Origin of the sequence: Sporosarcina luteola, assembly GCF_023715535.1 — a bacterium.
In the GTDB taxonomy this organism is placed as follows: Bacteria; Bacillota; Bacilli; order Bacillales_A; family Planococcaceae; genus Sporosarcina; species Sporosarcina luteola_B.
This window is the reverse complement of record NZ_JAMBOI010000008.1, coordinates 55056-80444: the sequence shown is the minus strand read 5'-3', so window position 1 is coordinate 80444 and position 25389 is coordinate 55056. Positions and strand designations below refer to the sequence as shown.

The following is a 25389-nucleotide window of genomic DNA, read 5'->3' as shown; positions in this document are numbered from 1 at the left end:
TGACAAAAGGAAGTGAATGATTGTCCTCTGAAGATACGAAGCTTACTATCGTTCAAGTGATTACCAGGATGGATACGGTAGGGGGAGCGCAAATCCACGTCCGCGACATTGCAAAGCATTTACATCTTCACGGGCATACCATTCACTTAGTTACAGGCAAATTGGAAAATGTTCATCAAGGGCTTGAGACAATACCAATCCATTACGTTCGCCATCTGGTCCGAGAACTTCGGCCTTTAACAGATATGAAAGCGTTTATTGAAATGAGAGGATTGTTTAAAAAAATCAACCCTGATTTAATTGCCACTCATTCCTCTAAAGCGGGAATTATTGGCCGGTTTGCTGCCGCTTCGCTTCGCATCCCCGTCGTATTCACAGCACACGGTTGGTCGTTTACAGATGGCGTTCCAAATCCAAAAAAGATAGTTTATCGGTGGGTGGAAAAAATAGCGAGTTATTTCACTTCAGGAATCATTGCAGTTTCAGAGTATGACAGAGATCTGGCTATAAAGCGAAAAGTCGTTCCCAAAGGTAAAATAATATGTATTCAAAACGGAGTACATGATGTTAGAATTCCCCAAAGAATTCACGGAGAAGCGCATGAAGCTCGGCTTATCATGATAGCACGTTTCGCGCATCCGAAGATGCAATTGCAGCTTCTTGAATCACTTGTAAAACTGAAACATCTCGGTTGGAAGATTCACTTCGTCGGTGACGGGCCTGAAAAAGGGAAGGTGGAGCAATTTGCAATTGAAAATGGCATTACACATAAAGTGTTTTTTGAAGGCTGGCTCCAAAATGTAGATGGTATTCTGGCGAAAGCTGATATTTTCATTCTCTTGTCTGAATATGAAGGTCTTCCTCTCTCGATATTGGAAGCGATGCGGGCCGGTTTGCCGATCATTGCAACTGATGTAGGAGGAGTTAAGGAAGCTGTAACCGCTGAGAACGGTATTTTAGTGCGTGTTGATGATTCATCCGCTTTAACCGAAGTACTTGAAAGATTGATAGAAAATCGCGAACTACAAAAGAAGATGGGAGTTTACGGAAGAAGAGTGTATGAGGAAAAATTCACCTTCCCCCAGATGATGGAGGAAACGCTAGCCTATTACCGTACACTTGTACGAAAGGACGATTAAAAATGAAAGTTTTACTGACAGGCGGGGCAGGCTTTATCGGTTCTCATGTCGCGGAACAATTGGTTTCTCACGGGTATGAAGTTGTAATCATTGACAATTTGGCTTCTAGTTCAAAAACATATCTTCCTGAGGGCATCAAGTTCTATGAGATGGACATTAATGATTTTACTGTCGAGAGTATATTCAAGTCGGAAAAACCGGATATCGTCATCCATCTAGCTGCGCAGACCTCTGTTGTGCATTCCATGAAGGAGCCTTACTTCGACTTTCAGACGAATACTGCGGCAACAGTGAAATTACTACAATATGCAGCTGAAAACGGTGTCCGTCAGTTCGTCTTCGCTTCTTCAGCAGCAGTATATGGTGAACCTGTCTATTTGCCGATCGATGAACATCACTCGGTTGATCCGCAATCTTTTTATGCGATATCTAAATATGCAGCGGAACTATACATTACAGCTTTCGGTAAGCAGCATGATATCACACCGACAATTTTACGTTTTTCAAACGTGTACGGACCGAGGCAAAACACGTCGGGCGAGGCAGGGGTAGTCGGTATACTCATTTTGAAGCTACTACAAAAAGAGAACTGCATCATTTATGGAGGGAAACAAACGAGGGACTTCGTTTTCGTAAAGGATGTGGCAATTGCATGCGCGAAAGCCGTCATTGAAAATAAGGGTGGAATATTCAATATCAGCTCAAATACAGAATTGGCGATTAGTGAATTGTATAAGTCGGTTTCCGAGAAAATGTCGATTGATGGGGAAGCATTTTTCCACCCATATCGGGAAGGTGAGCTAGTCAGAAGTGTCCTATCCAACGAAAAGGCAGGAAAAGAGCTTGTATGGAAACCGAACTATTCCATTTCGAAAGGGTTAGATGAAACAATTGAGCATTATATCCATCGGTATACAGGCAGTATATAAATATTGAACGGAAGGACGTTAAAATGGAGCTTGTTCGTCTTACTTCATGGGAACAATTGCAATCAGTGAAACGCAAATGGGCTCTAATATTGGAATCCAACGAGAACTCGAACCCATTCATCGAATTCGAATGGGTTTCGCTTTGGATAGAATATTTAGGAAAAGATAAGAGTATTGAAATCATTGGTGTGCGAAATGGAAAAGAGTTTGTTGGATTTGCTCCCTTTATTAAAAAGAGAACTATTTTCGGTAATGTTTATGAAATGATCGGATTAGGACAATCAAATTATATGGATTTTATAATCCTCCATGAACACCGTGAGAAAATAATCCAGTTTATCTTAGAGCGGATGATAAAAGAAGAACCTCAAATTATATTCAACTTGCATGGAATATTAGAAAGCAGTCCGACATATAAAATTTTAGTCAACTTCATGGAAAAAAAGAAATACGGTCATACAATCCACAAAGTCGTCACCCCGTTTATCGATCTGGAGAAATTGCAAGTAAACGAATATATGAGCAATCGGAAAAAGCTGTACAAGTTGGAACGAAGAGAAAAAAAGCTCCATCTTTTAGGGGATGTCGAGCATAAGACTTCGTCACATGATGAACTGGATCACATATTTTATCTCCATCAAAAAAGATGGGAAAAAAGAGATGATACGAGTGGATTTGCAAATAATCCTGAACGTGCTTTTTATAAAGAGCTATTGCTGGTGGACAGTGAACGTTTGAAAGCAATCGTGGATGCCCTTTATGTGGAAGGGAGGATGATTGCGTTCAATTATGGGTTCTTATGCGGAAGCCGGTATGTAGGCTATGTGTTGGGCTATGATGATGAATTCGAATCGTTTAGCCCTGGAATAATGTTGGAAAAGGAGTCTATCATCAATTTTGTCGATAATAGGGAAATTAAAATATTTGATATGAGCATTGGCAATGAGCCATATAAATTCGATTGGAATACACATCTCGACCACACTGCAAAAATCATTTTTTCATCTACTGGATTTCGGGCATCCCTTTTAAGGCAACTTCAATCATTGAAAGGGAAAATCGTAGATCTACTGAAGAAAAATAGAAGAATCGTAAAATTCAAGAGGGATACCTTGGGCTATTTGAAATATATGACGAGAAGGTTGTTTAAGAATCCAAATCAGATGGATAGGAAACAAACGGCTCAGCAATTGTGGCATCAAATCAGTTCATTCATATGGAAGAAAAAGCATTCCTTTATTATGAAAAAGGAAGTTGAACGAACAAGAAAACCCGGCATGGGAAAAGGATTTATGGAGCTGAAATTGAAGGATGCTATTTATGATGAAAGGTTTAGGGAGCAGAATTTGAAGCAAATCTGCACCAAACTGTACGGGGGATACCAAGGCTATTACAGAGCAGGGGACAATGAGGATGGGGAAATTGTCTGGGCAAACCGAAAAATGCTACGGCTCAATAGTATCCCATTTATAAAAGAGCTACGAAAAAATGCAATATGGTTGGAAGGGTGGAACCGGCGAAATCTTGTGGACATTTGCAAATTCGTAAGCAAAGAACATTTCATTCATTCCATACTTTTAGAAGTGAATGCACAGGATAGGGATGCAATTAGGGTGCTTGAAGTAGCGGGCTTCCAACTTGATAGGTCGGTACTTAGTTCAACAAGATTCGGCAGAACAAAGCTACAAGTGGTTGAAAAACAAGAAAAGTTGTAGAGACCATAAAACATACTAGGATTTTTAGAGAAAGGAGTGAATTTATTGGATATGGGGGGACTTACGGAAGTGCCTTCTGTTCAAACGCTAAAAAAAGGTAGAGAAAAAGTGATTGATAACGGGGCATTCCTCATTTCCTTGGATTTTGAACTGAATTGGGGAGTTCATGACGTATATACGAAAGAACAATACGGAAAAAATATATTGGGAGTACGTCAAGCCATTCCGGAGATGTTAGCCCTTTTTCAACAGTACGATATTCATGCAACTTGGGCAACGGTAGGAATGCTTTGCTTCACTGAAAAAAAGAAATTAATTGAACACTTTCCGGCTCTACTGCCATCCTATATAGATCAGAATTTTTCCCCGTATGGCAAAATGGAGAATCTCAGTGAAAATGAGGGGAAAGATCCGTATCATTTTGGGGAATCATTAGTCCATCAGATTTTGCAAGTACCCTATCAGGAAATAGGGACACATACATTTTCGCATTATTATTGTCTGGAAAACGGACAGGATGCAGATCAATTCAGAGCTGATTTGCAAGCTGCACTGAATGTCCCTTGCTTGGAGAACCTTGATATCCGATCGCTTGTCTTTCCTAGGAATCAAACGAATTCCGCTTACTTAAACATTTGTAAAGAGTTGGGTATCCAATCATATCGCGGGAATGAAAAGAATTGGGTATACGGGGCAAGTGGGTATAAAGACAGAAGTAAAGTAAAACGGCTCATTCGGTTAATGGATTGTTATGTAAATATAACGGGTCACCATACATTCAATTTAGGCGAAGAGAGTCCTGGCCATCCAGTGAATTTGCAGTCGAGCAGGTTTTTAAGGCCCTATAACCCGAAACTTAAAACACTGGAACCAATGCGATTAAATCGGATCAAAAAAGGTGTGGAATATGCAGCTAGACGGGGTGAAATCTATCATCTTTGGTGGCACCCGCACAATTTCGGGACACACCTAGAGGAGAACATTTCCTTTTTACGGAAAATACTCGATCATGTTTCAAAGATGCGAGAAACATATGGTATGCAAAGTATGAATATGGGGGAAGTGGCGACAAATTGGGAACTAAGGAAGGCCGAACGTCCTCATATTAGTTTTAATTCGGATTAACAATATTAGTATTAATATTAATTTGAAACGAGCCTATCATCAATGAGAAGTTGATAATAGGCTCGTTGTATTTCATACAAATAATATGCATTCCAATTTATTTTTCTGATTCATCACAAGAGACTAATCACCCACTAATGCTATATTCCAATAATTATTTTAGAGTTTGAATGTGCATCATGAAAAAAGCTTTTGAATATTATCGTAAACACCGGAACGCTCAATTACGTTCTCCCATAAGAAGTTTTCGATATTGATTGAAGAAACGTAATTGTGTTTTTCCAACTCATTGTAATTAAAATTGTTAATATCAAGTTTGAAAAAAGAACAATTATTTCGCTGTTCAAACTGTCTAACCCAGAAATAATCTGTTGTGATTACTTTTAATCCCATTGCCAGATATTCAAGCAACTTAGTGGAGGTTTGAATATTAAACGGGTACCTATTTGGCATGTAATTAATACCATATTCTGCGTTAATAGCGATTTGTGGAACTTCTTGATATCGGACCCTGCCAGTGAATGTAATATTTTTATTGTCTTTGTAAGTATTGTACAGATGATCATCTACACTACCGACTAATAATAGCGTACCTTTCATTTTTCGAGTAAAAGTATATAAAAGTTTATCAATTTCTCTTCCTTTTGAAATAGATCCAACATAGACAAAATCAAAATCCTTATTTTTTTTATCATCTTTTATAAAAAAATTACAATCAACTCCCATATCCCTATAGCAATAGCTAATATCGTCTTTAAAATTGAAACCTAATTTGACATTTTTGTTTAAAAAAATTCTTAAATTTGGCTTTGGGTTTATTTTCGTCTTGACTTGATTTTTCAATATAGGAAAGGCTCCTGTGGATAAGGAAGCATATTCATGTATTAGAATCTGGTTCGTTACTCTCAAACCGCCAAATCCTTTGAACTCCCAAATAACGTCAAAGTCAGTCAAATTTAGTTTCCCGCCTAGTTCTGAAGAGTCATATGCAATAAATTCATTGGTTTTATTAAAATACTTTATATAAGCTGGTATTTCCGGTAGAAAAGCATTTTCATTTCTGACAAAAAGTATTTTTTTCATAGAGTACTCCTTTCAGATATGTCCATTTAATCACATAGCTAATTATGTTCTATAGCATTACAAATTCCTAAAAACAGTGTGAATAGTAATGATGTAAGACCTAAACCACCTAAATTTATTGAAATGGAATTCGCGGTAATCAGGAGTAGTAATGTACTCTGTAACACATATTGAGGAATATTATTCTTCGCTCCTAAGTATAAGGCCTTCATTATTACCATGCAGTATAATAAAAATGTTGGTAATCCATATACTATAATAAAATCTAAATATGCATTATGAGAGCTGCCAATTGAAGCACCGAGATTCTGGAGTACCTCATCAACTGCGCCGTGACCATATCCCCAAATTGGTTGGTCTTTTATTAATTTAAAGGAAAGCTCCCATAAATAATCCCTTGAACTTAGTCCGTTATATAATCTGAAATAACCTGCTTCAAACAACATGTAAAGGGAAACATATCCAACGAGGCAAAGTGAAACAAATGATACTATTGTTTTTATTTTTAACTTCTTTTTGTAAAAGAAAAATATAAGTATAACTATAAATAAGCTAATCATCGCAGCCCTTGAACCGGAGAAGTATAAAGAAATAATATTTAGTAAGGCAAATACCTTGTATTTTCCTTTCATATTAATGTTAAGAATAAAACCTAAGGCACATAGAGTACCAAAATAATTAGGGTCAAAAAAAACAGATGATACCCTAGGGAAGTGAGTTGGGGTATAACCTAAAAAACTACCATTAACACCGATGATAATTCCTATTACTGAAAAAATGGTTATTATAAAACACAATCTTTTTATTTTCTTATCTATATCCTTTCCTAGAAGTATAGGAATGAATAAAAAAAATATATAAAAAGTCATTATTGTTAAAGTTACACTCAGAATACTGTTATATGTCACTAAACCTAACTTTAATGAGGAGACAAGTGTTGATAAAAGCATAGAGATAGATAAGAGATAAACTAACATATTTTTTTTAACTGTTTCATAGAAGTATAAAGCCGTTTTATTTTCGGTTATACCGAGGAATAAAATTAATCCACCTAAAGAAAAAACGGCAATTAGAATTGCTTGGTAAGCACTTCTGTAAATAGTATATTCATATGAAAGAAAGCCAAGTAAAACTGCCAAGTACAGCAATATGTTACAAATTTGCTTTCTGTCAATTAATAAATCCATTGCCCCATCCTTTACTCTTAGTCTTAAAATGCTATTATTTGATTTACATAATAATTAAAACCCATGTGATTTTTCATTTATATACTAACGAGTTTACAACGTTTCTTCCTTATTAATTCATATGAATACAAGCCTCATGATAGGCGAAGGAACATTTGACTGGTACTAGAATCATATTCGTACATTCTATTAACCAGTTTAGTTTTTTATACACAGATTTCTTCATAGCTACTCTTTGCAATATACATCGCATACTTTTCAAACGATACCTTCCTTAATATATAAAAATCCCAAGCTGCTCATATCGAACAGCCTGAGATTCTGCAGTTCAAAAACAAGTAAACTGATCGATCCGATTCAAATCAATCCCGAAGTATTCCCATCTGCGGCGGCTTGATCTCCATCGGTATCCCGCAACAGACGTACGGCCGACGAATGTAGGGAAGTACCAGAAACCGTTCCGTCTGGAAGTCCAAACAAACGTATACCTGAACAAACATCCTCTGATTGCGCCCGGGTCTACTGCGAAAAGCTGTGCCTGATTACCGCCCGGATAGGACGGTGTGTAGTTCGGCGGCGGGGAGGATGGTGCTTGTTGGCCTCCCTGGCCGCCTTGCCCTGGGAATCCGCCACCCGGAAATCCAGGTCCACCCTGCCCTGGGAACCCCGGTCCTTGGCCAGGGAATCCCCCTCCTGGGAATCCACCTTGACCAGGAGGAAATCCGCCGCCTGGGAATCCAGGTCTGCCTTGCCCAGGGAACCCTCCGCCAGGAAATCCTTGAGAACCGAATGGCAGCTGAGCTGCTGAACCTCCATAATTCATGTCGAAATTCTGCATGCCCGCACCGGACATCCAGTCCATTCCGTAGTTCGGCATGCCGGTGCCAGGCATAAATCCTCCCATCCCCTGTCCTTGCATTCCATCTGCCCCTCCTGTATAGCCTTCAGGCAACTGTGGATACCATTGTTCATCCCCGAAATTATTCGTATTCGTCATCATGTCTCTCCCTTCAAGCGATTCCTCCTATCTTATGTAACAATGAAAGAAATGGGTTGGACTCTTGGGTATGAAAACTTTTTTCGTGTATTGGGGTCTAATGTATAGAGGGCAATTGGAGGTGGGGAATTGGCTGAGCAAGAAACTGATCAAGAAATTGCAAGAAGGGCCATTCATGGAGATGATGAGGCGTTTTTACAGTTAATCACTTTGAATAAAGAAGCGCTTTTCAGAACAGCACTCGCCTATTTGAAAAACGAAGATGACGCGTTGGACGCTGTACAGGAAGTGACAATGCGCGCCTTTGAGAAAATAAAAACGTTGCGAATGCCGGAATATGCAAAGACATGGCTGATCCGGATTATGATGAATCATTGTAATGACGTCCTTCAAAAAAAGAAGCGTTATGTGTTTGATGAAGGCATCGGTGAATTAAAAGGAATTAGCGATGATTTCACATACATGGAAGTGGAAGAGGCGCTTAGTCATTTATCAGAAAAAGATCGGCAATTAGTGCATCTCAAATATCTCCATGATATCAAAATCAAAGACATTGCCGATATGACATCTACGCCAGAAGGAACCGTGAAAACAAGGCTATATAAAGCAGTCAAATCATTACGATCATTTTTCGATGGAAAGGAGGAGGGTCAACTTGACGGAAGAGGAAAGAAAATTGAAGAAGTGGAAAGAGGAAATTGAGAAGAGGGAAGTCCCTGCGGAACGATTGGATAATGCAATACAAATCGGGTTCGAAACAGCTAAAAGAAATCGTGAAAATAAAAAACGTCGCTTTATAAATCGCGGCCTATGGTCTTCGGCCATCGCTGCCATACTTATGCTCACTTTTGTCACCTCCATCCGTGTATCTCCCGCATTCGCGAATGCAGTGTCATCGATACCAGGCCTCTCGGGAATCGTCGAGCTGATCCAAGATAATAAAGGAATTCAAATGGCGATTGAAAATGAGCACTACCAAATTATCGGGACAACAGGTGAAACGGAGACCGTGAAAGTGACACTTGAAGGCATTATTACCGATGAATCAAGTATGATCGCCTTTTCGACATTCGAATATAATAAAAAGCATCCTTATCGATATTTAACAGGATATCGAATACTCGATAGCAATAGGAAGGAAATTGCAAATGATCATTCCTTTGGTACGTCGTGGAACCAAAAAAATGACTTATTGTTGACCAGTACGACAGAGATTAGATTTGTGAGTCCAGTGCCGACAGAAGAAATGATTTTGGAGTATCGATTTGCTGATGACATTGGAGATGATCAAGTAATTGAGACAATTCAAATCCCATTTAAAGTCGACCTGAAACCCGTGAAAAGAGAACAATATGCAGTTAACAAAACTTTTGTCGTCGAGGGACAGAAAATCCACATCCACTCAATTACAATCGGACCAATAAAGACAGCAGTCGAAGTAGAATATGATCCTGAAAATACGAAGAAAATCTTCGGATTCGAAGACTTGCGCATTGTGGATGAAAAAGGTGAAATATGGAGCGCCATCAAAAACGGATCGTCAGCAAGCTGGAGTGAGGATTCCCCTGTTATTAGTTACTTCCTGCAAAGTAATTATTTCAGGGATACGCAACATCTTTACCTCCAGTTCAACAAGCTGATGGCGATGGATAAAGACGAAGCCGAATTGATCATCGACACAGAGACGCAAAAGATCTTAAAGCAGCCAAGGGACGAAAGATTCAACAACTTAAAGATAACTGGCTCGCATTTGGAAATTGAATTGAAAGGCGGAAAAGGGTACTATCATGACCCGTTTTCAACTTTTTATGATGTAGAAGGCAAAGCACTTTCTCAGAAGTCTGGATCCTTTTACCCCGGTGCTGACGATATCAATTACTTTGGACTGGAATTGCCGGACGTGGAATTTAAAAATCCTTTGAATTTTCCATTGCACGCATATCCGTCCTACATTAAAGGCGACGTAAAAATCAAAATCAAGTAGCTTGGATCCACGGATGACTGTTATCCGTGGATTTTTCATTACATCATCACACTAAAACAACAGCACATTACTATAGAACAAATCTTCTTAAAAATCACCAAAATCCTTTTAGCATCGTGTACGATGGACAGTAACAGACGATATTCTCTAGCCGAAAGGATGGTTTGGATGATTGAATTAACTGGATCTACTCTTACACTTGAACAATTGGAAGGTATTTTATATAAAGGGAATAAGGTAGTGTTGAATGCCGATGCATTGGAACGTGTTCAAAAGAGCAGGGAAGCGGTCGACAGGATTGTTCAAAATGACAAGACTGTGTATGGCATCAATACGGGCTTCGGCAAATTCAGTGATGTGAAAATCGATGAAAAGGATACGAAGGCGTTGCAACTGCATTTGATCCGTTCACATGCATGCGGAGTCGGTGAGCCTTTTTCTGAAACTGTTTCACGGGCCATGGTCGTTCTGCGGTTGAATGCGCTAATGAAAGGATTCTCAGGTATCCGGGTTGAAGTGCTGGAACGGTTTGCATTCATGGTGAATAACGGAATCCACCCGGTCATCCCTCAGCAAGGATCACTCGGAGCGTCAGGAGACCTTGCGCCGCTATCCCATTTGGCATTAGTTCTTTTAGGGGAAGGGTTCGTTTGGCGTGATGGGGGTTATATTCCGGCTGAGCAAGTTTGGAAGGAATACGGAATGGAGCCAATTGTCCTTGAAGCGAAGGAGGGGCTTGCGTTAATTAACGGCACGCAAGCTATGACCGCGCAAGGCGTCGTCAATTATTTGGAAGCAGAGAAACTGGCGTACGGCAGCGAATGGATCGCTGCTATGACAATGGAAGCGCTGCATGGAATTACGGATGCTTTCCATCCAGCAATTCACGAGGCGCGGGGGTATAAAGAGCAAGTGAATGTCGCATCAAGGATGTTGGATTGGCTAGAAGATAGCGAATTGACGACGGTGCAGGGGGAAAAGCGCGTTCAGGACGCCTATTCAATCCGTTGTATTCCGCAAGTCCATGGAGCGAGCTGGCAAGTGCTTTCTTATGTGAAGGAAAAACTGGAGATTGAAATGAATGCGGCGACGGATAACCCGCTCATCTTTGAAAATGGTGAGGTCGTCGTATCCGGAGGGAATTTCCATGGGCAACCGATCGCATTCGCGATGGACTTTTTGAAAATCGGTGTGGCCGAGCTCGCGAATATTTCCGAGCGCCGTATTGAGCGCCTCGTCAATCCCCATTTGAATGAAGGCCTGCCGCCTTTCCTCAGTCCGCAGCCAGGTCTGCAATCAGGAGCAATGATATTGCAATACTCGGCGGCGAGCCTCGTGTCAGAAAATAAAACGTTGGCGCACCCGGCGTCTGTCGACTCAATTCCTTCATCCGGCAACCAAGAGGATCATGTGTCGATGGGGACAATCGGTTCAAGGCATGCACAGCAAATAATTAAGAATGCCAGAAATGTTTTAGCTATTGAAGCATTATGCGCTATGACTGGCTGCACGTTCCGAGGCGTCGAAAAAATGGCGCCGCAAACACGGGAGGCGCTGGAAGGACTTCTGCATGTCGTAAAACCAATTGATGAAGACCGGATTTTTGGACCAGATATTGAAAAGATCGCAGACTACTTGAATATGTGAGCATCCGAGGCTGAGCAGAAGGGAGGTGAAGACTGACTTTCTGCGTCAGCCTCTATTGTTGATCAATGGTGCAGAGCCCGTTCAAAGTGGTGTGTTCCGCGCTCAAAGCAAGTCAGCTCGCGCTCAAAGTGTGGTGTTCCGCGCTCAAAGCAAGTCAGCTCACGCTCAAAGTGGGGTGTACCGCGCTCAAAGCAAGTCAGCTCGCGCTCAAAGTGAGGAGTTCCGCGCTCAAAGCAAGTCAGCTCGCGCTCAAAGCGGGGTGTTCCGCGCTCAAAGCAAGCCAGCTCGCGCCCATAGTGAGGTGTTCCGCGCTCAAAGCAAGCCAGCTCGCGCTCAAAGTAAGGAGTTCCGCGCTCAAAGCAAGTCAGCTCGCGCTCAAAGCGGGGTGTTCCGCGCTCAAAGCAAGCCAGCTCGCGCTCAAAGTGAGGAGTTCCGCGCTCAAAACAAGTCCGTCCGCGCCCAAAGTGATGCCACCTTGCTGCAGTTCACGTTCCTGCCGGGAAGTTCTCGTTTCCATGGAAATACTTCTCATTCGTTCAAATCCACGCAACCTATTCAATCATGAGGCAAAGTTTGCTATCATTGGAGTATTGGAGAAAGTACGTTTACAAGATAACGAAACAAGGGGGACAACTTAGTGGAGAATAAACCACATATTTTGCTTATAGATGGCATGGCTCTGTTATTCAGATCGTTTTTTGCAACATCGGCAATGGGGCATTTCTTCCCGAACGATGATGGCGTCCCGACAAATGGCGTTCAAGGGTTTGCCCGCCATGCATTGACAGCGGCTTCCATTTTCAACCCGACCCATATGGCAGTCTGCTGGGATATGGGGGCGCATACGTTCAGAAATGATCTTTTCGACGGTTATAAAGCGAACCGCCCGGCACCAGCACCTGAACTCGTGCCGCAGTTTGATATGACGCGGAAAGTGTCCGAGCTGATCGGTTGGAAGAATTACGGAATTCCAGGAATGGAAGCCGATGATTTGATCGGCTCACTCGTCTGCGAATGGGAAGGCAAGGCGGATATCACAATCGTCACAGGGGACAAGGACCTTTTACAGCTTCTGCGTCCAGGTGTCCGGATCGCTTTCATGAAGAAAGGATACAATGTGTACGATATTTATTCGGAAGACCGTTTTGTTGAAGAATATGAGATTGTGCCGGAGCGGTTCGTCGAAGTGAAAGCATTCACGGGAGATGCGAGCGACGGCTATCCGGGAGTAAAAGGAATCGGTCCGAAAACCGCATTGAAACTCGTGAAGGAATATGGAACGGTTGAAAGCGTCATCGAGTCGCTTGGGGAACTGGCTCCAGGAATGAGAAAGAAGATTGAAACGGATATGGATATGCTGCTCTTATCGAAACAACTCGCGCAAATCCATTGCGAGCTTGACTTCAATGATCCGATCGAGCAGTTGAGCCTCCCTGATTACTCTGAAGCGAGGGAACACTTGGAGGAAAAGGGCTATTCAATGATTGTTAGACAGTTGAACTCATTATTTCCTGAGCTGATTGCGTAATCGCTGCGGTTTATGCGTGAATTTTCCATTATATGAGCTTTTGAAGGAGATTATGCGCTTTTCGAAGTGTTTATGCGTATTTCGATGCGTTTATGGACTTCTGCGAGAAAATATGCGTGTTTGAAGCTATTTATGCGCGTTTGTATTTAATGAAGACAATCAAAAACCACTGCCTACTTTTTTTCGGCAGTGGTTTTTCTGATCTTTACAAATGAAAGGATGGGGCGGTTAGGTTCATAGGCGATTTCGCGGATACGGCTTTCACGGTTTCGCCCTCCGTTATCGTGGACGAGTAAAATGAGTCCGCTTTCGCATTCCTTGTAGCCGACGACCGGAACCCAGTGGTAATCAAAAGCGTAATTGCCGAACCAATGAATAGAGAACCATTTATCGAACTTGGCTGCAACTGGCCGTCCTTCATTGATTTCGTCCTTCACTTCCTCAATCCGACACTTTTCAACCCGCCATCCAGAACCTAACAGCTTGCGAAGATTACGAATGAAACGCCATTTGAACAGACCGATTCGAGTCCCTCCAAGCATACGGTAGAGATCATTCACTTGGATGCCCGAATCATGCAAATGATGGCGGAGGATGGTGAAAGCAGTTACCGGACCGCATGCGGAAGGCTGGAAACGCTTTTCAATATCGTCGCCGTATTGTGATTTGCCTTGAAAACCTTCCACCTTTTTCATTTGCTGTACCCTCCATTAAAGGATTTACAATGTAACTTTTTTCTCTTTCAGAAGGGTTTTAAGTGCCATTCTGAAATTGATATACGATTCGAATTCCATTTGGACGCCGGCAGCAATGATCTTTCTAACAATTAACGGGTTGAAACCGACTGAAATCGGACGGACATCCATTAGCTTCAACGTATTGTTCAGCATTTGCAGTTCAAGCGCGAGCGAGTCATAATCATGCAGTTCTTTTTCATTCAAATCAGCAGCCGTGAAATCGAACACAACACAATTCACACTGCGATTCTCGTCCAGATATTCCAATACAAGTGTACGGATCAGCTCAAATCGTTCCGTTCCGGTGTAGCCGACAATTGGCACAAGAATTGTGTCATCGACAATGGAGGAAATGATTGGCACAGATGATTTTTTGATCGTTTGTTCCAAAACTGCAATTCGTTCTTTATATTTTTCTATTTCTTTTTCGTAATCCATTTTGCACCTCAGCATATGCGTTTTCTCTTATTATACGATAAACCCATTGAAAAAAGGCATAATAAAAGAGGAGTGGGCCAAATTGGCCACCCCTCCACTCGTTTTTCCTATGGTTTTGGAATCATTTCACCGTTTCAAGAAAATCGGTTACTTGATCCGGAGTTTTTGCATTGGCGCTATGTAAGTGCGCTTTCTTTTCCCCATTTTGGAATATGAGCAAGCTCGGAATTCCCATTACTTCATATTTCTCAGCGATTTCTGGCAACACGTCACGGTCCACGTCATACCATGTATACATATCATAGTCTTTGACGATTGGATCGATGAACATATCCATGCGTGTGCAGTCAGGGCACCAGCCCGCTTGGAATTTGATTAGCGATTTGTTTTCGCTGTTGATGACCTTGTTGAATTCCTCGACAGTTGTAATTGATTTCATCATGAACACACTCCTTTACTAGATAGTGTACCTTCTTTTTATGAATGAAGATAATAAAATGCCCATAACAAAAAATAGGAAATTCATGCATTTCAATATTGCGAAAAAGAAGAGAATGATATAGACTGATAGATATAGATAACGTTTCTATTTTTTTTGCCTGTAAAATGAATGAGTGTTCATTCAAAAGAAAAAGGGAGGCTTCGCAACGTGGCATATCAAATCAAGAAAGCGGCAGTAGTAGGTTCAGGAGTAATGGGATCTGGCATTGCAGCCCATCTCGCCAATATCGGCATTCCTGTCCTTCTGCTGGACATCGTTCCAACTAAGCTGACAGAGAAGGAAGAAGCAAAGGGCCTTACATTGGAAGATCAGCAAATCCGCAACAAATTTGCGGCGACAGCTTTGGAGAAACTTTTGAAGCAGAAGCCGGCGCCATTAGCCGCAAAACAGAATCTATCACTTATTGAAGTCGGCAATTTTGAAGACGACTTGGAAAAATTGAATGATGTTGACTGGATCATTGAAGTCATCATCGAGAATCTGGACATTAAAAAAAGTTTGTATGAAAAAATAGATGCAGTTCGGAAACCAGGTACAATTATCAGCTCAAACACATCGGGTATCAGCATTGAAGCGATGGCGGAAGGGCGTTCAGAGGATTTCCAAAAGCATTTCCTCGGCACACACTTCTTCAACCCGCCGCGTTACTTGAAATTGCTTGAAGTAATTCCGACCGCAAAAACGGATGAAAGCGTGCTCAATTTCATGCTTCAATTCGGAGAGGATCGCCTCGGCAAAGGTGTCGTTGTAGCGAAAGACACGCCGAACTTTATTGCCAACAGGATCGGAACGTACGGCCTGCTCGTAACACTTCGTGAAATGGAGAAACGCGGCTATTCGATCGGGGAAGTCGACTCGGTGACAGGCACGTTGATCGGGCGTCCGAAATCGGCCACTTTCCGTACATTGGATGTAGTCGGTCTGGACACCTTCATGCACGTCGCAAAAAATGCATATGACAAGACGGAAGGCGAAGAGCAGAAAGTGTTCGAACTTCCGGCATTCATGAAGAAAATGATCGACAATGGATGGCTAGGGGCTAAAACGAAACAAGGATTCTACTTGAAGGAAGGCAAAGAGATCCTTGAGCTTGATCCTGAAACGTTTGAATATGGCCCGACGAAGAAATTGAAAACGCCTTCAATTGAAATGGCGAAACAGCAAAAAGGTCTTGCGAATAAAGTGAAGACACTCGTTTACGCAAAAGATCGGACAGGAGAAATCCTATGGAGCATCCTCTCTCCGACACTCCGTTATTCAGCAGAATTGAATGGGGAAATCGCAGACGATATCGTCGCAATCGACAATGCGATGAAATGGGGCTTCGGCTGGCAGCAAGGACCTTTCGAGATTTGGGATGCGATCGGCGTTGCCAAATCGGTTGAGAAGATGAAGGAAGAGAATGTTGCAATTCCTGCATTCGTTCAAACAATGCTCGATAACGGGTTCGAATCTTTCTATAAGGAAGAAGAGGGTGAAGTCTTTTTCTACGACGGTGAAGGCTATCAGCCGGTAACTGTCAATGAAAAAGCGATCAACTTGAAGCTTTATAAGAAAAAACACGGCGTCATCAAAAAGAATTCCGGCGCAAGCCTGATCGACCTCGGCGATGGCATCGCCCTATTGGAATTCCATTCCCAATCGAATGCAATCGGTCTAGACATCATCCAGATGATCAATTTCGCGGTTGATGAAGTGGAGAAGAATTTCAAAGGCCTCGTCATCGGGAACCAAGGGAAGAACTTCTGTGTCGGTGCGAATCTAGCGATGATTTTAATGGAAGCACAGGATGATAATATTTTTGAACTTGATTATACAATCAAAGCTTTCCAAAACGCGATGATGAAAATCAAATACAGCCGGAAGCCGGTCGTTGCAGCGCCATTCCAAATGACGCTTGGCGGCGGGGCGGAAGTTTGCTTGCCGGCTGCACATATCCAAGCTTCGATGGAAACATATATGGGCTTGGTTGAAGTCGGCGTCGGTCTGATCCCTGGTGGGGGCGGCAACGTCAACTTGTACACGAAGCATCTGAAAGGATTGCCGAACGGTGTGCACGTCGATTACCAATACGTAGCGAATAAAGTGTTCGAAACGATTGCGATGGCGAAAGTATCGACATCTGCGGAAGAAGCGAAAGAGAATAACTTCCTGAACTTCGCTGACGGCATTAGCGTTAATCCGGATCACTTGATTTATGACGCCAAGCAGGCTGCGTTGTCACTGTATGAAGCAGGTTATACGCCTCCTAAGAAGGAGAAGATCCCCGTCACGGGAGATTCAGGATATGCAACGATGCTCCTCGGGGCGGAGGGCATGCATCTGTCAGGTTTTATTAGTGATCATGACTTGCAAATAGCGAAGAAGCTCGCATTTGTTTTATCAGGCGGAAAAGTGCCTTTTGGAACTCTTGTCGATGAACAATACATGTTGGACCTTGAACGGAAAGCATTCCTGAGCCTAATTCAAGAGCCGAAATCCCAACAGCGGATGCAGCATATGCTCCTGAAAGGGAAGCCGCTGCGCAACTGATCTGCATAGATAGCAAAAGGAGGAAGTCGAAATGCGTGAAGCAGTAATCGTAGCAGGTGCGAGGACACCCGTCGGAAAAGCGGGCCGTGGAAGTCTGGCAACTGTACGCCCGGATGACCTGGGAGCTTTGACAATTAAAGAAACATTGAAACGTGCGAACGGATATGATGGACCGATAGATGACTTGATCATTGGATGTGCAATGCCGGAAGCGGAGCAAGGGATGAACGTCGCACGCAATATTGGGGCGCTCGCAGGATTGCCTGACACAACGCCGGCAATTACGGTTAACCGGTTCTGTTCTTCGGGCCTTCAATCGATCGCATATGCGGCGGAGCGGATCATGCTCGGCCATTCCGAAGCGGTCATCGCTGGCGGCGTCGAGTCGATGAGCATGGTGCCGATGATGGGGAATACGATCCGGCCGAACTTCAAATTGGCAGAAACGGCTCCCCAATATTATATGGGAATGGGCCATACAGCTGAACAAGTTGCAGTGAAATACGGCGTCAGCCGCGAAGACCAGGATGCTTTCGCAGTCCGCTCCCATGAAAAAGCGGCAGCGGCAATTGCAGCCGGCAAATTTATTGACGAAATCGTTCCTGTGGAAGTAGTGAAACGTCTTGTCGACGGAAACGGCAAGTACCAGGAAAAGACGGTCCTCTTTGAAATGGACGAAGGCGTCCGTACGGGGACATCGATGGAAGTGTTAGCGAAATTACGCCCGGCATTCTCCGTAAAAGGATCCGTCACTGCCGGAAATGCATCCCAAACATCCGACGGAGCTGCATCCGTCCTCGTCATGGACCGCGAAATCGCCGAAGGGAAAGGCTTGAAACCGATCGCGAAATTCCGTTCATTCGCCGTAGGTGGCGTGCCGCCGGAAGTAATGGGCATCGGACCAATTGAAGCTGTTCCAAAAGCATTGAAGCTTGCCGGACTTTCCATCGAGGACATCGATCTATGGGAGTTGAATGAAGCATTCGCATCCCAGTCATTGCAAGTCATCCGCCACTTAGGCCTTGACATGGATAAAGTGAACGTCAACGGCGGAGCAATCGCCCTTGGCCATCCACTCGGCGCAACAGGTTCCGTCCTGACACTTCGTTTGATGAACGAACTAAAACGCCAAGGCAAGCAATTCGGAGTCGTCACAATGTGCATCGGCGGCGGAATGGGCGCGGCCGGAGTGTTTGAACTGCTATAAAAATCGCTTTATGAGCACTTAGAGGCGTTTATGCTTATCTGCGCAGATTTATGAGCCTATTTAGTGGGTTATGCGTAATTTGAACCGTTTATGCGCCTTTCTAGTGATTTATGCGTAACTGGCAGCGTTTATGCATATTTGCAGGGGATTATGAGTATCTAAAGTAGTCACCTAGGATTGAAGTGGAAGGCGGCGACTCCAGGGGGATCAGCACGAGCTGAAGACCCTGGACTGAGCGAAGCGAGGGAAGCGGCTGAAGCCGTGCCCCCCGGAAAGCGTCCGCCTGGAACGGAAATCCTTTATATGGGAAACTTTAATTAACCATTCCAGGGAGGAATATATAATGACTGAAACAACAACAAAGGATTTCATCCGCGGAGGGGCATTCCTCATCGAGGACATCGACGCATCACGCGTATTCACACCAGAAGACTTCTCAGACGAACAGAAAATGATCGCAAAAACAACAGAGGACTACGTGAAAAACGAAGTTCTGCCAGTCGTGGAAAACTTGGAGAACCATGAATTCGAGCACTCCGTGAAACTATTGAAATCAGCAGGAGACCTCGGTCTACTCGGTGCAGACGTACCTGAAGAATACGACGGCCTAGGCCTCGATAAAATCTCATCCGCATTGATCGCTGAAAAAATGTCCGTTGCGGGCGGCTTCTCCATCACGCACGGCGCGCACGTCGGCATCGGTACATTGCCAATCGTCCTTTTCGGTAATGAAGAACAGAAGAAAAAGTATTTGCCGAACTCCGTATCGGGCGATAAAATTTCCGCATATGCTTTGACTGAACCAGGCTCCGGATCTGACGCACTTGGTGCAAAAACGACTGCAAAACTGAACGAAGCCGGCACTCACTACGTCCTGAACGGTGAAAAGCAATGGATCACGAACGCTGGATTCGCAGACGTATTCGTCGTTTATGCAAAAGTGGATGGCGATAAATTCTCGGCATTCATCGTTGAAAGAGAATTCCCTGGCGTTTCTGTCGGGGCAGAAGAGAAGAAGATGGGCATCAAGTCGTCTTCCACGCGTACATTGATTTTGGAAGATGCACAAGTCCCTGTTGAAAACCTGTTAGGGGAAATCGGAAGAGGCCATGTCATTGCATTTAACATTTTGAACATCGGCCGCTATAAACTTGGGGTTGGCACAATCGGCGGCTCCAAACGCGCTCTTGAATTGGCAATCACGTATGCAAACCAGCGCCAACAATTCAAGACGCCAATCTCCTCATTCAACCTGACGAAGGAAAAGCTTGCAACGATGGCTTCCAAGCTATATGCGACGGAGAGCTTGATCTACCGTACAGTCGGATACTTTGAAGAACGCAACAGCCAAATGACGGCGGAGCAACAAAAAGATGGAAAGGCGGTAGCGGCTTCAATCGCAGAATACGCGATCGAATGCTCCATCAATAAAGTTGTCGGCTCCGAAGTTCTTGACTATATCGCGGATGAAGCGGTCCAATTGCACGGCGGCTATGGCTTCATGCAAGAATACGAAGTGGAGCGCATTTACCGCGACTCACGCATCAACCGCATTTTCGAAGGAACAAATGAAATCAACCGTCTGATCGTTCCGGGCACGTTCTTGAAAAAAGCGATGAAAGGCGAATTGCCATTGCTTCAACAGGCACAAAGCTTGCAGGAAGAGCTTCTTATGATGATGCCTGAAGAAATCGGGGACGAAGCGCTTGCCCAAGAAAAAGTGCTTGTTAAGAACGCGAAGAAAATCGGCTTGCTAGCAGCTGGAATGGCAGCACAACGCTTCGGCACGAAGCTCGAAGAAGAGCAGGAAGTCCTAGTAAACATCGCTGATATTGCAAACAACGTCTTCGCTATGGAATCCGCATTGCTCCGTACGGAAAAAGCGGTTGCTAAAAACGGCGAAGAGAAGGAAAAGCAAAAAATCCTATACACAGAAATCTTCTGTCAGGAAGCGTTCGAAGCAATTGAAAAGGACGCGAAGGAGACGCTTCTTGCTTCCGTTGAGGGCGATAACCAACGGATGATGCTTTCCGCATTACGCAAATTGACGCGTTCGAATCCATACAACATCATCGCGAAAAAACGCGAAGCATCCGTCAAATTGATTGACGCAGAAAAATACATCGTATGATTACACACACCGCCTTGGATTTATCCCGGGCGGCTTCTCTGTTATACTTAGGTAAAATGGAGGTGTTGCGAATTGTCTTTAACATACTATGGATATCCGAAATGCGGAACTTGCAGGAAAGCGAAAAAGTGGTTGGAAAACGCGGAGTTGGAATTCAAAGAGGTCAACATCGTTGAAAATCCACCGACTAAAGAGGAACTTCAACAAATGATTGGAAACTCCAACCTGGACATTAAGAAGTTCTTCAATGTGAGCGGAATGAAATACCGTGAGCTGAATTTGAAGGACAAGCTGCCTGGAATGACGGATGATGAAAAGGTCGAACTGCTAGCTACGGATGGCATGCTTATCAAAAGACCGATTGTTACGGATGGCTCAAATGTGACTGTCGGCTTCAAGGAAGAAACGTATGAGGAAGTTTGGGGAGCCTAATATACTTTCTTGTCTTTAGCTTCCGGATATGTCAAAATTGAATGGAAATCACTAAATGCATACTTAATGGAGGGGTACGGGATGAACACACCTAAAGAATTTCGTTATTCAGAAGAGCACGAGTGGGTAAAGGATGAGAGCGGAAAGTATCGAATCGGTATTACACATTTTGCGCAATCCGAACTTGGCGATATCGTTTTCGTTGAATTGCCGCAAGTTGGGGATGAAGTGAAAGCAGATGAGCCATTCGGAAGTGTTGAATCAGTGAAAACTGTATCTGAACTATATGCTCCGATCAGCGGTAAAGTCGTCGAAGTGAACGAAGAATTGGAAGACAGCCCTGAATTGGTGAATGAATCTCCATTTGAAGGTGCTTGGATGATCGTTGTGGAAGCATCAGACGAAGCTGAGCTAGATGCACTCATGTCAGCTGAAGACTATGACAAAATGACTGTCGGCGAGTAAGTAAATGAAGTGGCGCTTGGACCAAACTCCGGCGCTTTTTTCAATGTTTCCAAGAAGGAGAGACGTGGAAATGGATTGTCCTAAAATCCTCATCGTCGAAGGCGGTTCGGACCGGAAAAGATTACAAAAGGTGCTGGCGGAGCCGGTTGAGATCATTTGTACGAATGGGACAGTGAGTCCGTATCGGATCGATGAGATGCTTATGCCTTATGAGGATTGTGACCTGTTCGTTTTTCTGGATGCCGATGAATCCGGAGAGAAGATCCGGACTTTATTCAAAAGGGATTATCCTGAAGCGATCCACCTTTATACAGAGCGGGTTTATCGCCAAGTTGAAACGACTCCATACAGAGTGCTTGCAGCCATACTCCTCTCCGAAAACTTTGATGTGCATCCCGAATTTTTACTATGAAGGTGATGAATTGTGGCCACTATTGAGAATTGGACACGTGCGCAATGGGAAGACAGCAAAAATGCTTATCCCGTATCAATATTTTATTTATATACACCAATGTGCGGAACCTGTGCGGTTGCTTCAAAAATGATGGAAGTCATTGCGGCCATGAAACCGGATCTGCCCATTGGGAAGGCTGACTTGAATTATGTGGAAGATCTCGCTGTTGATTATGAAATTGAAAGCGTCCCTTGTTTATTGATTCAGAGAGATGGGGAGATTGTCCATAAAATTTATGCTTTCCAGTCAATTCCGCATCTTCTTGAGAAAATAGATTGACATACCTCAGAAGTTCATGATATAAGTATATCTATTAACTTTAACTGAATATGTCGCTCTTATAAAGAGAGGTGGAGGGAAGTGCCCTATGAAGCCCGGCAACCGTCACGAATGTGAAATGGTGCCAAATCACGCAAAGCATTTGCTTTGAGAGATGAGAGATCGGATTGACGTTTTTTTGAATATAACGTTTCAGCCTTTCTGCTTGTCTGCAGAAGGGCTTTTATTTTGGAAAAGATCGTGTAGAGGTGATAGTGATGATTCAATTGAAAGACGTCAAAAAAAGTTTTGGCCGGTTGAACGATGAAATCCTGGCGGTGGATAATGTTTCCCTTACGATCCAAGAGGGTGAAATCTTCGGTATCATCGGTTATAGCGGTGCAGGAAAAAGTACGTTGATCCGCCTTTTGAATGGGCTTGAAACTCCGACGACGGGAACAATAAAAATTGGAAACCGTGAAATATCGGCATTCACTGGCAAAGAACTGCGTGAAGCAAGGCAAAAGATCAGTATGATTTTTCAACATTTCAATTTACTTTGGTCCCGTACGGTCAAGCAGAACATAGCATTTCCTCTTGAAATCGCGGGAGTGAAAAAAGCGGAGCGAGAACGGAAAGTGGCCGAACTAATCGATCTCGTCGGACTAAGTGGCAGGGAGAATGCATATCCATCCGAGCTTTCCGGCGGCCAAAAGCAACGTGTCGGAATCGCGCGGGCGCTTGCAAATGATCCAGAAGTGCTTCTATGCGATGAGGCGACTTCCGCACTTGATCCGGAAACGACAGATGCCATCCTTGATCTGTTGACAAGTATCAATGAACGGCTCGGGTTGACGATTGTCCTGATTACACATGAAATGCATGTCATCCGGAAGATCTGCCATCGTGTGGCGGTCATGGAAGCCGGGAAAGTCGTGGAAATCGGTCCTGTACTGGACGTGTTCCAGTCACCGAAAGCTCCGATTACGAAGCGATTCGTAACCCAAGTGACGGAACCCTTGGGAACTGAACAGGCACTTGCCCATTTACCGGGGGGCACACTCATAAAGCTTATCTTTGTCGGGGAACGGACTGAACAGCCCGTCTTGGCGAGCTTGATCCGACAATTTGAAATCGATGTGAATATTGTCCAAGGGAATATATCCCACACGAAAGGCGGCGCTTATGGCTCGCTCATTTTACAGCTTGTCGGTATAGAGAAAGATATTGACGGGGCGATTGCCTATCTACATGAACAAGGTGTACAGACAGAGGTGATCGGCAATGATTGAGAATTTATTACCACATGTAAATTGGGATAAGATGTGGGAGGCAACTATTGAAACGTTATATATGACAGGGCTATCCACTCTATATACATTCGTATTCGGACTGGTTCTTGGCATACTTTTATTCTTATCAAGCCCCGGCCAGCTATGGAGAAATAGATTGGTATACGGCGTCACTGGAGCATTCGTTAATATATTCCGCTCCATTCCTTTCATAATATTAATTATCCTAATTATCCCGTTCACTACGTTGCTCGTTGGAACGATCCGTGGTCCGGAAGCGGCCATCCCGGCCCTTGTCATTGGAGCAGCACCGTTTTATGCGAGAATGGTCATGATCGGCCTTCGTGAAATAGACAGAGGTGTTATCGAAGCTGCAAGATCGATGGGTGCTAAAACAAGTACGATCATCTTCAAAGTATTGCTGCCCGAATCGATGCCTGCCCTTATTTCAGGGCTTACAGTAACTTCAATCGCACTTGTCGGATATACGGCAATGGCCGGAGTCATCGGTGCTGGAGGGCTCGGAAACCTCGCGTACTATGAAGGATTCCAACGAAGCCGGACTGACGTGATGATTGTCGCCACTATTATTATTTTGATTATCGTATTTGCAATCCAGATCATCGGGGACTTTGCGGTGAAGAAATTGGACAAGCGATAATTTAATTCAGCGTAAGTCTGCTGAATTTTAATTATAAATATCATCTAAGAATGGGGAGAGAAATCATGAAGAAGGTATTATCTGCACTACTATTGACGGTTCTCGTGCTTGCTTTGGCAGCATGCGGGACAAAAGATAAAGAAGATGGAGCTAGCGGAAGCAAGAATGCTGATGGCGGCAATAAGCAAACGACGAAAATCGTAGTCGGCGCTTCCAATACACCGCATGCCGTCATTTTAGAAAAAGTGAAGCCGTTGTTGAAGGAAAAAGGAATCGACTTGGAGATAGAAACATACCAGGAATATATATTGCCTAACAAGGACTTGGAATCAGGCCTATTGGATGCGAACTATTTCCAGACCATCCCTTACTTGGAAAGTCAAATTGCTGATTTCGGCTACGACTTTGTCAATGCGGGAGGAATCCATATCGAACCGATGGGTGTTTATTCGAAGGAATATAAATCATTAGATGAATTGCCGGACGGTGCAACAGTCCTTATGAGCAATTCGGTTTCGGATCATGGTCGTGTACTTGAAATGCTTGAGGAAAATGGTTTGATCACACTTGCTGAGGGTGTTGATAAAGTGAAAGCGGAACTTACAGATATTGTGGACAATCCGAAAAACCTGAAGTTTGAACCGGATTACGAAGCAGCACTGCTTCCAACTCTTTACAATAATAATGAAGGCGACGCAGTATTAATCAACTCTAACTATGCAATCGATGCGGGCTTGAACCCACTTGAAGATTCAATCGCGATTGAAAAAACGGATTCTCCTTATGTAAACGTCATTACGGTCCGTTCTGGAGATGAAAACAACGAAGCGATCAAAGCGCTTGTAGAAGTATTGACTTCCGAAGAAATCCAGGAATTCATTTTGAATGAATGGGGCGGCTCTGTCGTTCCTGTTAACTAATTGAGTAAAGCCGTCTGTTTCCGCTT

Annotated in this window: 25 protein-coding genes and 1 riboswitch; of the genes, 18 read left to right on the top strand and 7 right to left on the bottom strand. The window is 43.5% G+C overall.

Features of this window, described 5'->3' with window-relative positions; genetic code table 11:
• Positions 1-20: 20 nt before the first annotated feature.
• The 4 genes from M3191_RS13985 to M3191_RS13970 are packed head-to-tail and all read left to right on the top strand — an operon-like array spanning position 21 to position 4908.
• Positions 21-1139 (top strand): glycosyltransferase family 4 protein, encoded by a 1119-nt coding sequence (locus tag M3191_RS13985; protein ID WP_251700988.1) that lies wholly within the window; start codon positions 21-23, stop codon positions 1137-1139.
• A 2-nt stretch (positions 1140-1141) separates the two neighbouring features.
• A complete protein-coding gene (locus tag M3191_RS13980; RefSeq protein WP_251700987.1) occupies positions 1142-2068 on the top strand; it encodes an NAD-dependent epimerase/dehydratase family protein in 927 nt (308 codons plus the stop codon).
• Positions 2069-2091: 23 nt separating this feature from the next.
• Entirely contained in the window at positions 2092-3783 is a 1692-nt protein-coding gene (locus tag M3191_RS13975; protein ID WP_251700986.1) for a GNAT family N-acetyltransferase, read from the top strand.
• Positions 3784-3834: 51 nt separating this feature from the next.
• Complete coding sequence (locus tag M3191_RS13970) at positions 3835-4908, top strand: polysaccharide deacetylase family protein (protein ID WP_251701005.1); 1074 nt, start codon at positions 3835-3837, stop codon at positions 4906-4908.
• Between the two features lie 177 nt (positions 4909-5085).
• On the opposite strand, the gene M3191_RS13965 is transcribed toward M3191_RS13970, so the two are convergent.
• The 3 genes from M3191_RS13965 to M3191_RS13955 all read right to left on the bottom strand — a co-directional run bounded on the left by M3191_RS13965 (position 5086) and on the right by M3191_RS13955 (position 8175).
• The gene (locus tag M3191_RS13965) at positions 5086-5991 is read right to left on the bottom strand and encodes a glycosyltransferase (RefSeq protein WP_251700985.1); all 906 of its coding nucleotides are present in this window, start codon (positions 5989-5991) and stop codon (positions 5086-5088) included.
• Between the two features lie 38 nt (positions 5992-6029).
• Positions 6030-7178, bottom strand: a complete 1149-nt coding sequence (locus M3191_RS13960; RefSeq protein WP_251700984.1) for an O-antigen ligase family protein — start codon at positions 7176-7178, stop codon at positions 6030-6032.
• Positions 7179-7506: 328 nt separating this feature from the next.
• The gene (locus M3191_RS13955; RefSeq protein ID WP_353056532.1) at positions 7507-8175 is read right to left on the bottom strand and encodes a hypothetical protein; all 669 of its coding nucleotides are present in this window, start codon (positions 8173-8175) and stop codon (positions 7507-7509) included.
• Between the two features lie 129 nt (positions 8176-8304).
• On the opposite strand from M3191_RS13955, the gene M3191_RS13950 reads away from it, so the two are divergent.
• From M3191_RS13950 to hutH, 3 genes are all read left to right on the top strand, one after another.
• On the top strand, positions 8305-8877 hold the full coding sequence (locus M3191_RS13950; RefSeq protein ID WP_251700983.1) for a sigma-70 family RNA polymerase sigma factor: 573 nt from the start codon (positions 8305-8307) through the stop codon (positions 8875-8877).
• Positions 8852-10159 (top strand): DUF4179 domain-containing protein, encoded by a 1308-nt coding sequence (locus M3191_RS13945; protein ID WP_251700982.1) that lies wholly within the window; start codon positions 8852-8854, stop codon positions 10157-10159. The genes M3191_RS13950 and M3191_RS13945 overlap by 26 nt, the downstream gene beginning before the upstream one ends.
• A 168-nt stretch (positions 10160-10327) precedes the next feature.
• Positions 10328-11806, top strand: a complete 1479-nt coding sequence (hutH, locus tag M3191_RS13940; protein WP_251700981.1) for a histidine ammonia-lyase — start codon at positions 10328-10330, stop codon at positions 11804-11806.
• 364 nt (positions 11807-12170) lie between these two features.
• Here the strand turns inward: hutH and M3191_RS13935 are convergent, their stop codons facing one another.
• Complete coding sequence (locus tag M3191_RS13935) at positions 12171-12323, bottom strand: hypothetical protein (RefSeq protein ID WP_251700980.1); 153 nt, start codon at positions 12321-12323, stop codon at positions 12171-12173.
• Positions 12324-12443: 120 nt separating this feature from the next.
• Between M3191_RS13935 and M3191_RS13930 the strand changes: the two genes are divergently transcribed.
• Positions 12444-13334 (top strand): 5'-3' exonuclease, encoded by an 891-nt coding sequence (locus M3191_RS13930; RefSeq protein ID WP_251700979.1) that lies wholly within the window; start codon positions 12444-12446, stop codon positions 13332-13334.
• 173 nt (positions 13335-13507) lie between these two features.
• Here M3191_RS13930 and M3191_RS13925 read toward each other — a convergent pair whose 3' ends face one another.
• From M3191_RS13925 to M3191_RS13915, 3 genes are all read right to left on the bottom strand, one after another.
• Entirely contained in the window at positions 13508-14029 is a 522-nt protein-coding gene (locus tag M3191_RS13925; RefSeq protein WP_251700978.1) for a hypothetical protein, read from the bottom strand.
• A 24-nt stretch (positions 14030-14053) separates the two neighbouring features.
• Entirely contained in the window at positions 14054-14509 is a 456-nt protein-coding gene (locus M3191_RS13920) for an STAS domain-containing protein (protein WP_251700977.1), read from the bottom strand.
• Positions 14510-14630: 121 nt separating this feature from the next.
• Complete coding sequence (locus M3191_RS13915) at positions 14631-14948, bottom strand: thioredoxin family protein (RefSeq protein WP_251701003.1); 318 nt, start codon at positions 14946-14948, stop codon at positions 14631-14633.
• A gap of 210 nt (positions 14949-15158) precedes the next feature.
• Here M3191_RS13915 and M3191_RS13910 point away from each other — a divergent pair, with 210 nt between their 5' ends.
• The 10 genes from M3191_RS13910 to M3191_RS13865 all read left to right on the top strand — a co-directional run bounded on the left by M3191_RS13910 (position 15159) and on the right by M3191_RS13865 (position 25363).
• Positions 15159-17543, top strand: coding sequence for a 3-hydroxyacyl-CoA dehydrogenase/enoyl-CoA hydratase family protein (locus M3191_RS13910; RefSeq protein ID WP_251700976.1), 2385 nt, complete (start codon positions 15159-15161; stop codon positions 17541-17543).
• Positions 17544-17574: 31 nt separating this feature from the next.
• The gene (locus M3191_RS13905) at positions 17575-18750 is read left to right on the top strand and encodes an acetyl-CoA C-acetyltransferase (RefSeq protein ID WP_251700975.1); all 1176 of its coding nucleotides are present in this window, start codon (positions 17575-17577) and stop codon (positions 18748-18750) included.
• Positions 18751-19093: 343 nt separating this feature from the next.
• A complete protein-coding gene (locus M3191_RS13900; protein WP_251700974.1) occupies positions 19094-20881 on the top strand; it encodes an acyl-CoA dehydrogenase family protein in 1788 nt (595 codons plus the stop codon).
• Between the two features lie 72 nt (positions 20882-20953).
• A complete protein-coding gene (locus M3191_RS13895) occupies positions 20954-21313 on the top strand; it encodes an arsenate reductase family protein (protein ID WP_251700973.1) in 360 nt (119 codons plus the stop codon).
• 81 nt (positions 21314-21394) lie between these two features.
• A complete protein-coding gene (gene gcvH, locus M3191_RS13890; protein WP_251629303.1) occupies positions 21395-21778 on the top strand; it encodes a glycine cleavage system protein GcvH in 384 nt (127 codons plus the stop codon).
• A gap of 70 nt (positions 21779-21848) precedes the next feature.
• Positions 21849-22190, top strand: a complete 342-nt coding sequence (locus M3191_RS13885) for a toprim domain-containing protein (protein ID WP_251696737.1) — start codon at positions 21849-21851, stop codon at positions 22188-22190.
• Positions 22191-22202: 12 nt separating this feature from the next.
• On the top strand, positions 22203-22511 hold the full coding sequence (locus M3191_RS13880) for a thioredoxin family protein (RefSeq protein ID WP_353056531.1): 309 nt from the start codon (positions 22203-22205) through the stop codon (positions 22509-22511).
• A gap of 56 nt (positions 22512-22567) precedes the next feature.
• A riboswitch (SAM riboswitch) is annotated at positions 22568-22672 on the top strand.
• A 96-nt stretch (positions 22673-22768) separates the two neighbouring features.
• Positions 22769-23782, top strand: coding sequence for a methionine ABC transporter ATP-binding protein (locus tag M3191_RS13875; RefSeq protein ID WP_251700972.1), 1014 nt, complete (start codon positions 22769-22771; stop codon positions 23780-23782).
• The gene (locus M3191_RS13870) at positions 23775-24443 is read left to right on the top strand and encodes a methionine ABC transporter permease (protein ID WP_251700971.1); all 669 of its coding nucleotides are present in this window, start codon (positions 23775-23777) and stop codon (positions 24441-24443) included. The genes M3191_RS13875 and M3191_RS13870 overlap by 8 nt, the downstream gene beginning before the upstream one ends.
• Before the next feature lie 65 nt (positions 24444-24508).
• Complete coding sequence (locus tag M3191_RS13865) at positions 24509-25363, top strand: MetQ/NlpA family ABC transporter substrate-binding protein (protein WP_251700970.1); 855 nt, start codon at positions 24509-24511, stop codon at positions 25361-25363.
• Positions 25364-25389 lie beyond the last annotated feature (26 nt).

Coding starts and splice junctions, on each gene's coding strand:
- M3191_RS13980 (WP_251700987.1), top strand. CDS start 1,142: ATGAAAGTTTTACTGACAGGCGGGGCAGGCTTTATCGGTTCTCATGTC.
- M3191_RS13975 (WP_251700986.1), top strand. CDS start 2,092: ATGGAGCTTGTTCGTCTTACTTCATGGGAACAATTGCAATCAGTGAAA.
- M3191_RS13970 (WP_251701005.1), top strand. CDS start 3,835: ATGGGGGGACTTACGGAAGTGCCTTCTGTTCAAACGCTAAAAAAAGGT.
- M3191_RS13965 (WP_251700985.1), bottom strand. CDS start 5,991: ATGAAAAAAATACTTTTTGTCAGAAATGAAAATGCTTTTCTACCGGAA.
- M3191_RS13960 (WP_251700984.1), bottom strand. CDS start 7,178: ATGGATTTATTAATTGACAGAAAGCAAATTTGTAACATATTGCTGTAC.
- M3191_RS13955 (WP_353056532.1), bottom strand. CDS start 8,175: ATGACGAATACGAATAATTTCGGGGATGAACAATGGTATCCACAGTTG.
- hutH (WP_251700981.1), top strand. CDS start 10,328: ATGATTGAATTAACTGGATCTACTCTTACACTTGAACAATTGGAAGGT.
- M3191_RS13935 (WP_251700980.1), bottom strand. CDS start 12,323: ATGGAAACGAGAACTTCCCGGCAGGAACGTGAACTGCAGCAAGGTGGC.
- M3191_RS13925 (WP_251700978.1), bottom strand. CDS start 14,029: ATGAAAAAGGTGGAAGGTTTTCAAGGCAAATCACAATACGGCGACGAT.
- M3191_RS13920 (WP_251700977.1), bottom strand. CDS start 14,509: ATGGATTACGAAAAAGAAATAGAAAAATATAAAGAACGAATTGCAGTT.
- M3191_RS13915 (WP_251701003.1), bottom strand. CDS start 14,948: ATGAAATCAATTACAACTGTCGAGGAATTCAACAAGGTCATCAACAGC.
- M3191_RS13905 (WP_251700975.1), top strand. CDS start 17,575: ATGCGTGAAGCAGTAATCGTAGCAGGTGCGAGGACACCCGTCGGAAAA.
- M3191_RS13900 (WP_251700974.1), top strand. CDS start 19,094: ATGACTGAAACAACAACAAAGGATTTCATCCGCGGAGGGGCATTCCTC.
- gcvH (WP_251629303.1), top strand. CDS start 21,395: ATGAACACACCTAAAGAATTTCGTTATTCAGAAGAGCACGAGTGGGTA.
- M3191_RS13885 (WP_251696737.1), top strand. CDS start 21,849: ATGGATTGTCCTAAAATCCTCATCGTCGAAGGCGGTTCGGACCGGAAA.
- M3191_RS13875 (WP_251700972.1), top strand. CDS start 22,769: ATGATTCAATTGAAAGACGTCAAAAAAAGTTTTGGCCGGTTGAACGAT.
- M3191_RS13870 (WP_251700971.1), top strand. CDS start 23,775: ATGATTGAGAATTTATTACCACATGTAAATTGGGATAAGATGTGGGAG.
- M3191_RS13865 (WP_251700970.1), top strand. CDS start 24,509: ATGAAGAAGGTATTATCTGCACTACTATTGACGGTTCTCGTGCTTGCT.